The organism is Streptomyces sp. NH27, from assembly GCF_056859195.1.
Map to the genome: position 1 here is coordinate 1 of NZ_JACEGK010000317.1, position 9,238 is coordinate 9,238.

At 71.1% G+C, this 9,238-nt stretch carries 4 protein-coding genes; all 4 read right to left on the reverse strand.

The window, feature by feature from the left end; translation table 11 throughout:
- Positions 1 to 43: 43 nt before the first annotated feature.
- The 4 genes from AC13HU_RS23780 to AC13HU_RS23795 all read right to left on the reverse strand — a co-directional run bounded on the left by AC13HU_RS23780 (position 44) and on the right by AC13HU_RS23795 (position 8,825).
- A complete protein-coding gene (locus AC13HU_RS23780; RefSeq protein ID WP_483043972.1) occupies positions 44 to 391 on the reverse strand; it encodes a hypothetical protein in 348 nt (115 codons plus the stop codon).
- A 716-nt stretch (positions 392 to 1,107) separates the two neighbouring features.
- A complete protein-coding gene (locus tag AC13HU_RS23785) occupies positions 1,108 to 3,882 on the reverse strand; it encodes a lectin (RefSeq protein WP_483043973.1) in 2,775 nt (924 codons plus the stop codon).
- A 489-nt stretch (positions 3,883 to 4,371) separates the two neighbouring features.
- Positions 4,372 to 5,520: an ROK family transcriptional regulator gene (locus AC13HU_RS23790; RefSeq protein ID WP_483043975.1), complete on the reverse strand. Its 1,149-nt coding sequence runs from the start codon at positions 5,518 to 5,520 to the stop codon at positions 4,372 to 4,374.
- Positions 5,521 to 5,783: 263 nt separating this feature from the next.
- Positions 5,784 to 8,825, reverse strand: a complete 3,042-nt coding sequence (locus tag AC13HU_RS23795; RefSeq protein ID WP_483043974.1) for an alpha-mannosidase — start codon at positions 8,823 to 8,825, stop codon at positions 5,784 to 5,786.
- Positions 8,826 to 9,238 lie beyond the last annotated feature (413 nt).

Here is a 9,238-nt window from a genome sequence, read left to right on the forward strand (position 1 = left end):
CCTTTGTGGGGGCGGGGGTTGGGCCGGGACCGGGGCCCGGCCGTCAGCGGGCGTGCCGCAACAGGGCGCGGGCCAGATCCTGGTCGACGACCCGGTGATGCTCCTCGCCGTGGAAGATGTCCAGTTCGCCGTTGGCGGCGTCGTTCACCCGGACCACCAGCGGCTCCTGCGGCATACCGGGCTCCTCGGCGGCCGCCGGCTCGGGTGCGGTCTTCGCCGCGGCGGGCTCGGCGGCGGCGGCCGAAGTCACGCCGGTCGTACCGGCGCTGAGGACTCCGGCGGCGAGTCCGGCGGCGCCGATCCGGCCGGCGTTCTTCATCAGGCCACGCCGATCGACCCCCGGCCCGGCCTGACTCTCATCCTGCGGACCCTGCGGGTGCTGTACGGACATGCTCGCTCCTACGGCTCGACGGAAAAGCGCGGCGGCCTTCGCATATCCGGTCGTGCGACCCGAGGAATGACGGCGCCACCGCATGGGAAAATTCATACGAAATACGTTGTCGTAATTTCGTCCGAATGATCGGCCCGGTCACCCCGGGAGTCCACGGCAGGGGAAATGACTCGGCGGGAGAACTTGACGGGGGCCGATAGCCACGACCTTCGGCAGGGGAAGTCGCGATCGCTTCGGAGTGAAGCGGTCCGCCGCCCACCAGTCAAGAGCCGAATTCTCCCGGCGCCGCGACAGCACGGCACGCGCATCGCATTTCCGCAGGCCGGAGCCGTGACCATTGAATCATCAGGGTGAATATCGCGAAGGTGCCGCCGTCAGCCCAATCCGCGCCACCGGCTGTTCCGAATTGATGACGGCAGACCGTCGACAGGAGGTAACGGATTACGGCCGCGCGACACGGCAGTCGCGCCGTCACGCTTTTCGGCGTCCCCGCCGCACCGGGCGGAACGCCCCTTTGCCATGCCCGGATACACCGGGGGGCGGAAGACCGGCCGAGGGGGCCGGCGGCCCCGAATCCTCGCCTGCGCAGGAACCTGTACAGGAACCTGCGCAGGAACCTGTGCAGGAAGACGCCCCCATGCGTCCCGGCCGGGTGGACGGGACGCACGGGGGGCGCGGTGCGCCGACCAGCGGACGGCGCTGTACGGGTGTGCGGCTCAGCTCGGCAGCGTCCAGTTCTGCGCCGCCGAAGCGTTGCAGCCGTACAACTGGAGCTGGGTGCCGTTGTCCGTGGACGAGTTCGGGTCGTCGAGGCACAGCCCGGACTCCGGGTCGACCAGCGATCCGTTGGCGCCCGCGGTCCACTGCTGGGCGCCGCTGCCGTTGCAGGTCCACAGCTGGATCAGCGTGCCGTTGGTGGTCCCGCTGTGGTCGGCGTCCAGGCACTTGCCGAGGGTCCGCAGCGTTCCGTCGGCGGCGACGATCCAGTCCTGCGCGTAGGTGCTGTCGCAGCCCCAGATCTGCACGTGGGTGCCGTCGGCGGTGCCCGAGGTCGCGTCGTCCACGCACAGGTTCGACGCCACACCGGCGGTGATCGGGCCGATCCGCGGCGAGGCCGGCGCCGTGGTGTCACCGGCGTACGACGGCGGGGCCGCGGACGCCGCCGTCGCCCACGAGGTGTTGGCGGTGGTGCCGAGCGTGTAGTCGAGCGTGCCGCCCGCGGTGATCGCCGTGGTGGGGGCGTAGGCGTTGTTCCAGGCCGTGCCGTTCCACGTCGCCGACTGCACGTAGGGGGCCTGGTCTGCGGCGCCGTTGCCGTTGATCGTGAGCGTGTTGCCGGACGGCAGCGTGACCACGGCCTGCGTGAACAGCGGTGAGCCGAGGGCGAGATCGGACGTGCCCGGGGTCTCGGGGTACATGCCGAGCGCGGCCCAGACGTACCAGGCGCTCATCGCGCCCAGGTCGTCGTTGCCGTCGGCCAGCCCGCCGGGGGTGTTCGACCAGATCTGGTCCTGGATCGCCCGCACCGTGCCCTGCGTCTTGTACGGCGCACCGGTGTAGTCGTACTCCCACGGCAGTTCGATGCTGGGCTCGTTGCCGACCCAGGCGTAGCCGTCGTCACCGGTGAAGCTGCGCAGCGTGTTGTCCAGGTAGTCGTTCATGGCCGCGTTGCCGCCCTTGGCCTTCGCCAGGCCGCCGATGTCGAAGGGCACCATCCCGGTGTAGATCCAGGAGTCGGCCTCCACCATGTCGGTGCCGCTGGTGGGGTCGAACCCGCCGGTCCAGGAGCCGTCCGCGTTGCGCGGCTCGACGAAGCCGGACGCCGGGTTGAGCACGTTGCGCCAGTCCTGCGCGCGGTTTGCGTACGTCTTCTGGTTGCCGGTGTCGCCGAGCGCCCCGGCGAACGCGGAGAGCGCGAAGTCGGCGGTATTGTACTCCAGCGTAGTGGCCACCGGACCGTAGAAGTTGCAGCAGCCGTAGCTGCCGTCGTGCGGCATGTAGCCGGGCGAGTCCAGGTAGTTCAGCCCCGGCCGGTCGTTGTTGGCCTTGCTCGCCTGGGCGACCATGTCGGTCAGCGCGGTGGCGGTGTCGAACTTTGTGGCGCCGAAGGCGTGGTAGTCCGCGAGGATGGCGTCCGCGGGGTCACCGACCATGACGTACGACTCGCCGTTGTCCTCGGACCACTTGGGGAAGATCCCGGTCTGGGCGTAGTCGTCGATCATCGACTGCGCGGTGTCCGACGCGGCCTGCGGGTCCACCAGGGCTTCGAGTTGGGCCTGGGAACGGTAGATGTCCCAGCCCGAGTAGTTCGCGTACGCCGCGCTGTGGCCGGAGTCCACGGTGTGCGTCTTGCCGTCGAAGCCGTAGTACTGGCCGTTGGTGTCGCTGATCACGTTCGGGTGCAGCAGCGAGTGGTAGAGCGCGGTGTAGAAGCTCTGCTGCTGCGCGGAGGTCCCGCCGGCGATCTGCACCTTGCCGAGCGCGCTGTTCCAGGAGTCCTGCGCGGCTCCGCGGGTCCCGTCGAAGTCCCAACCGCTGTTCTCCGCCGTACGGTTGGCGACCGCGTTGGCGACCGACACGTACGACACGCCCACCTTGGCCTGCACGACCGGGTTGGACGTGGTGTCGAAGGTGACGTAGCCGTTCGACGCGGCGGCGTCCGGCGACGCACCGCCCGTCGCGGACTTCGAGGTCGCGGCCTTGGGCGCCTTGCCGTGCAGCACCGGCTTGTCGGGCTTCTCGGCGGCGTTCTTGGAGGCCGTGCCCGACGTCGCGGGGGTGGTGGCCGACGGCTTCACGGCCGAGCTGCCCTGCGAGGCGAACGGCTGGTCGAAGACCATGTCGAAGTACACGGTGTACGTGTTGCCCGCACCGCAGAAGTGGCCGCTTGTGACCTGCCCGCTCACCTCGGTGTCCGAGACCTTCGTGAACTGCGTCGCGGAGTCGCCGTTCTGACTCCCGTTCAGCTTGAAGATCAGGTTGGACCGGGTGCTGGACGGAAAGGTGAAGCGCGCCATCCCGGTGCGCGTCGTGGCGGTCAGCTCGGTGGTCACCTGGTTGTCGAGCGTGACCTTGTACGACCCTGCGGACGCCGACTCATCGGAGTGCGAGAACGCGTCCGTCGCACCCGTGTCCACCGCCCCCACCGTGGGCAGCACCGGTATGTCACCGGCCGCGCCGCAGCCCGGCCCGGCGATGTGGGTGAGGCTGAAACCGGTGATCGTCGAGTCGTTGTACTCGTAACCGCCACCGGACGGACGCGACGGCGTGTCCGGGCTCCACTGCACCATGCCGAACGGCACATCCGCGCCCGGGAAGTCGTCGGCCTGGTTCGAGGTCCCGATGAACGGGTTGACCACGGTGGCCGGCGCCGTGACGAGCGCGGCCTTCCCGGCCGCCGACGCGGGAGTACACATCCCGGCCACGGCCAGCGCCGCAGCCGCGAGCACGCCGATCACGGCCGCTCCGGGTGGTCTCGACAGTCGTGTCATCGCGGGTATTTCTCCTCTGCTCGTAAGTTTGACAACGTTGTCCGAGCACACGGGAGCGCGACTCCGGAGTGGCGAGCAAGATCAGACAACGTTGTCACGCCATGCGGAGATGGAACACGTACTGGAGTGAGTGCGTACATGGGGGGACTCCGGGGCTCAGGGGCGCCCGAGGACGCCGACGAGAGGAGAGCGCTCTCGGCGAAGTTAGCCACACGACAGGAACACGTCAATGGCCCGTGCAAGCGGTCGGACCAATGAGGGGGCGGGGGTTCGTCTGGGTGCGCGGGTGCGCGGCGGTGCGGCACTGAAGGGTGTCGGTGCAGAGTGCGGCAACGTCTGTGGCTGGTGCGGCGGTTGGGGATATTGGGGTGGGTCGTACGTGGGCCGGGCCGTCATCCGATGTCTGGGGCCAAGGGTGGGGCGCCCCGGGCGGCGGTCCCGCAGAGCGGGCCTGCGGCGGGCGGGTTCAGCGCAGCAGCAGCGGCAGGCTCAGCGCAGCAGCAGCGATGTGGGCTGGGCCGAGAGCGCCTGGTCCAGCACCAGGGATGCCGCTCCCACGGCGGCGACGTTCTCGCCGAGGGTGGTGGTGACGACCGCTGTCGGGTGCGTGGCCCGCACGAACGGAGAGCGCGCGACCATCGGTTCGATGACAGGAAGGAGATGCTCGGCGAGCACCTGCCAGGTCGTACCGCCGAAGACGATGGTGTCGACGTCCAGCAGGGTCGCGGCGGCACAGACACCGCGGCCGATCCGGATGGCCAGCCGATCGATGATGGCCTTGGCCGCCTCGTCCCCCTCGGTGGCGAGCGCGGCCAGCCGCTCCACACCGCGCGGGGCGTCGGCCGGGTCCAGCACGGTGAACTCCGCGCCGAGCACCCCGAGTGCGATGGCCTCGTCGACGAGGGTCCGGATCGAGCAGCCCGCGCCGAGGCCGCCGACCTCGCCGGCGTTGCCGGAGACGCCGCGCAGCACGGTGTCCTGCACCACCAGTCCCATGCCCGAGCCGGTGCCCAGGTAGAAGAAGAGGAGGTTGCGGCTCGCGGTGGCCGCGCCGGCCCAGCGTTCGGCGACGACCGCGGCGGTGACGTCCTTGTCGAGGAGCACCGGGTAGCCGGTGGCCTCGCTGAGCCGATCACGGAGCGGGAAGCTGCCCCACCCGTGCAGTTCAGGGGGGTCCAGGACCTGACCGGCCGCGGTGTCGACGGGACCGGGCGCGGCGATGCCGAGGCCCAGCATCCGCTCGGCGTCGACACCGGACTTGGCGACCAGGTCGGCCACGGAGGCCGCCATGCCCGCCACGATCTGGTCGGAGCCGCCGCCGCTCGGCGTCTGCTCGCTGTGCTGCGCCACCACCGTGCCCAGCAGATCGACCAGGACATAGGTGATGACCGCCGGGTCGAGGTGCACCCCCACGGCGTACCGGGCGGTGGGAACGACCTCGAGGAGGGTGCGCGGTTTACCGGGACCCGTGCTCCGCTTCCCGGATTCCCGCGCCACGCCCTGGTCCAGCAGCCGGCGGGTGATGTTCGAGACGGTCTGGGCGGACAGCCCGGTGGCCTGGGCGAGTTCGACCCGGCTCAGACCTGACGGGTGCCGGCGGATGGCGTCGAGGACAACGGACTCGTTGTAGTCGCCCATCCGCGGCAGGTTGGTGCCGCGGCGGATCTGCGGCCGCTCGTTGCCGGCGCTGTCGATGGTCGTCAACCGTGCCTCTCCCAGCCTCGGACGGCGGACGCGGCACCAGGCCGCCGCCCCTTCGACGGCGTTGATTGCTGGCATGGTACGCCACCGGATTCTCCGTCCGACCCGCGCCGCCGGGCCGCCGCTCCGTCTTCACCTCCCGGGTCGGCGGCCGGCATCGTCAACTCCGTTCTGTTCCGCTCTGACCGGTGCGGTCGCCGTCAGGCGCGCGGAATGCGCAGCGTCACCATCTGGAAGGGCCGCAGGGCGACGGTCACCCCGTTGTCCGCCGCTTCGGGACGTGCGGTGTCCGCGAGCGGCCGCTCCAACAGGTCGGTCGGGACGGCGCGGTCGGCGGCGAAGCCGTCGGCCCGGAGCGTGGCGCGGGCACGGCCGCCGTTCGCCTCGTAGAGGCGCACGACGAGGTCGCCGCTGCGGTCGTCGGCGAGCTTCACCGCACTCACCACGACCGCGTCGTCGTCCACGGTCACCAGGGGCGCCACCGCGTTCACACCGGACGCGCGGCGCTCGGGGAGGTTGGCCCGGTAGCCCTCGCGGACGGCGTCGCCGATCGTGGCGCCCGGGACCAGTGCGTGCCGGAAGCGGTGGACGCCCTGGTCGGTTTCCGGGTCGGGGAAGCGCGGCGCCCGCAGCAGCGACGCGCGGATCGTGGTCGTCGTGCCCGCGTCGGCACCGGTGCGCATCGAACGCGTGACGTCGTGGCCGTAGGTCGCGTCGTTGACGAGCGCGACTCCCCAGCCCGGCTCGTCGAGGTGCACGAACCGGTGGTTGCACGCCTCGAACTTGGCCCACTCCCAGCTCGTGTTCTGGTGGGTGGGCCGGTAGACGTGGCCGAACTGGGTCTCGGAGGCGTAGCGGTCGGCCCGTACGTCCAGCGGGAAGGCCAGCTTCAGGAACCGCTCCGTCTCGTGCCAGTCGACCTCGGTGTCGATGTCGATCCGCTTGGCGTCCACCGGCAGCGACAGCAGCTGGACGACCCGGGAGTCGCCGAAGGCCCGCTCGACGCGCACCGAGGCGCCGTCGAGGCGCAGGTCCGCGACGTCCGTGAGGTCGGCGCCGACGTTCCGGTAGAAGGCGTCGACGTCCCACGCGTCCCACTGGTTGGGCAGATCGGGGTGGAGCTGGAGCAGGTTGCCCGCCTGCCCCGGGGCGATGGACTCGCGGCCGGCCGCGATGTCGTAGGCCGACACCACCAGTCCGCGCCCGTCGATCTCGACCCGCAGCAGACCGTTGTCCAGGACGTAGCCGCCGCCCTCACGCGCGGCGACGGTCGCCTCCCCCGACGAACGGGCGACACCCGCGCCGCCGGCCGGGACACCGCCGCGCCCGTGCGGAGCCGAGTTGAACACCACGTCGCCGGTGCCGGACGCCTCCCCCGCGGCCCCCGGCGCCGCCGCGAGCGCGCGCTGCGCCTCGCCGATGATCCCTTCGAGCTCCTCCGCCACGCGCGCATACGTCCGGCGCGCCTCACTGTGCACCCAGGCGATCGACGAGCCGGGCAGGATGTCGTGGAACTGGTGCAGCAGCACCGTCTTCCAGAGCCGGTCCAACGCCTCGTAGGGGTACGGCGCCCCGGTGCGTACGGCCGCGGTGGTGGCCCACAACTCCGCCTCGTACAGCAGGTGTTCGCTGTGCCGGTTGCCGCGTTTGGTCTGCGCCTGGCTGGTCAGCGTGGCGCGGTGCAGCTCCAGGTAGAGCTCGCCGACCCACACCGGCGGGTCGGGGTACTCCGCCTCCGCCTTGGCGAAGAAGGTCGCGGGCGCCTCCCACTCGACGGTCGCCGACCCTTCGAGGCTGCGCAGCCGGGCCGCCTTGGCGACCATCTCCCGGGTGGTGCCGCCGCCTCCGTCGCCGTATCCGGTCGGCGCGAGGGAGCGGCTGGCGACGCCCTTCTCCTTGAAGTTGCGTGCCGCATGCGCGATCTGACGGCCCGCCATCTCGCAGTTGTAGCTGTCGACGGGCGGGAAGTGGGTGAAGACGCGGGTGCCGTCGATGCCCTCCCACGCGAAGGTGTGGTGCGGGAAGGTGTTGGTACGGCTCCACGAGATCTTCTGGGTGAGCAGCCACTTGGCGCCGGCCGCCTTGATGATCTGCGGCAGGCCGGCGGCGAAGCCGAAGGTGTCGGGGAGCCACACCTCCTCGTTGTCCACGCCGAACTCTTCGATGAAGAAGCGCTTGCCGTGCACGAACTGGCGGGCCATGGCCTCGGACCCCGGCATGTTGGTGTCGGACTCCACCCACATCCCGCCGGTGGGCACGAACCTGCCGTCCGCGACCGCCTGCTTGACCCGGGCGTACACCTCGGGCCGGTGTTCCTTGATCCACGCGAACTGCTGGGCCTGCGACATCGTGAAGACGAAGTCCGGATCGTCGTCCAGCAGGGCCGTCATGTTGGACGCGGTGCGCGCGACCTTGCGCACCGTCTCGCGCAGCGGCCACAGCCAGGCCGAGTCGATGTGGGCGTGGCCGACGGCGCTGATCCGGTGCGCGGCCGGAACCGCGGGTGCCGCCAGCACCTCCGCCAGCTCGTCCCGCGCGGCCTGGGCGGTGGCGTTGACGTGCTGGAGGTCGACGGCGTCCAGCGCGCGGCTGACCGCGCGAAGGATCTCCCAGCGGCGCGCGCCCTCGACGGGCAGCTCCGCCATCAGCTCGCCGAGCACCTCCAGGTCCAGGACCAGGCTCCACACCGTCTCGTCGAAGACCGCCAGCACCATCCGCCCGAGCACGTACTGCGGCGCGTCGCCGGCGGTCGCGCGGTCTCCGAGCAGGGTGGGCTGGAACGGCACCTCGCCGTCGATGTCGGGGTTGGACGCGGCCTCGATGTGCCAGAGCACCGCCTCGCCGCCCGCGACCGGCGAGCCGACGCGTACGGCGGAGTTACGCGGGTGGAGCCCCTTCACCGGGGTGCCGTCGGGCCGGTAGACGAGGCCCTCGCACTGGAACCCGGGGGTGCGCGGGGTGAACCCGAGGTCGAGCACGGCCTCGACGGTCCGGCCGGCCCACTCGGCGGGCACGGTGCCGCTGACCTTGAACCAGCTCGTCCCCCAGGGCGAACCCCACGGTGTGCCGGCGGCGATGGGCCGGGTCCGCGCCGACAACCCCTCCGCAACCGGCACCGGCTCGCCGGAAGTGGACCAGATCTCCACGGTCAGCGGCGCCGTTTCCGGGTGGATCGCCGGACGGATGCGCTCCCGCAGGACGCGCTCCAAGCGTGCCTCGACCAGTTTGCGGTCGTCATGCATGAGGACGGTCTCCTGATAGCTGGGCTCGACAGAGCGGGGTGCCGGTCAGCGACCGGTAGCGGCAACCGGGGTCCGGACGGTCGCGGCCGCCAAGTCCTCCGCACGGCAGGCGTCGGTGTAGTGCCGTACGAACCTACGAACCGCCCGCCGAGTTTGTCAATACGTTTTACGAACTCCCCTGTCATTGAACGGGATTCAACGGGGAGTCGCGGCGCCCGGACCCGTACGGTGCCCGGCGGGCGGCTCGGGGAAGGGACGAGCCGGGCGCGGGTCCGGCTTCAGGCGCAGGCGCGGCTCGAGCGAAGGTCCGGCACGAGCGCAGGCGCGGGCCCGGCACGGACGAGGGCGCGGCACGAACGAGGGCCCGGCACGAACGAGGGCCCGGCCGAGCGCACCGCGGGCAGGGCGGTGCG

Bases quoted from the DNA above. Each gene is read 5' to 3' on its own strand.
- AC13HU_RS23780 (WP_483043972.1), bottom strand. From the start codon at position 391: ATGTCCGTACAGCACCCGCAGGGTCCGCAGGATGAGAGTCAGGCCGGG.
- AC13HU_RS23785 (WP_483043973.1), bottom strand. From the start codon at position 3,882: ATGACACGACTGTCGAGACCACCCGGAGCGGCCGTGATCGGCGTGCTC.
- AC13HU_RS23790 (WP_483043975.1), bottom strand. From the start codon at position 5,520: ATGGGCGACTACAACGAGTCCGTTGTCCTCGACGCCATCCGCCGGCAC.
- AC13HU_RS23795 (WP_483043974.1), bottom strand. From the start codon at position 8,825: ATGCATGACGACCGCAAACTGGTCGAGGCACGCTTGGAGCGCGTCCTG.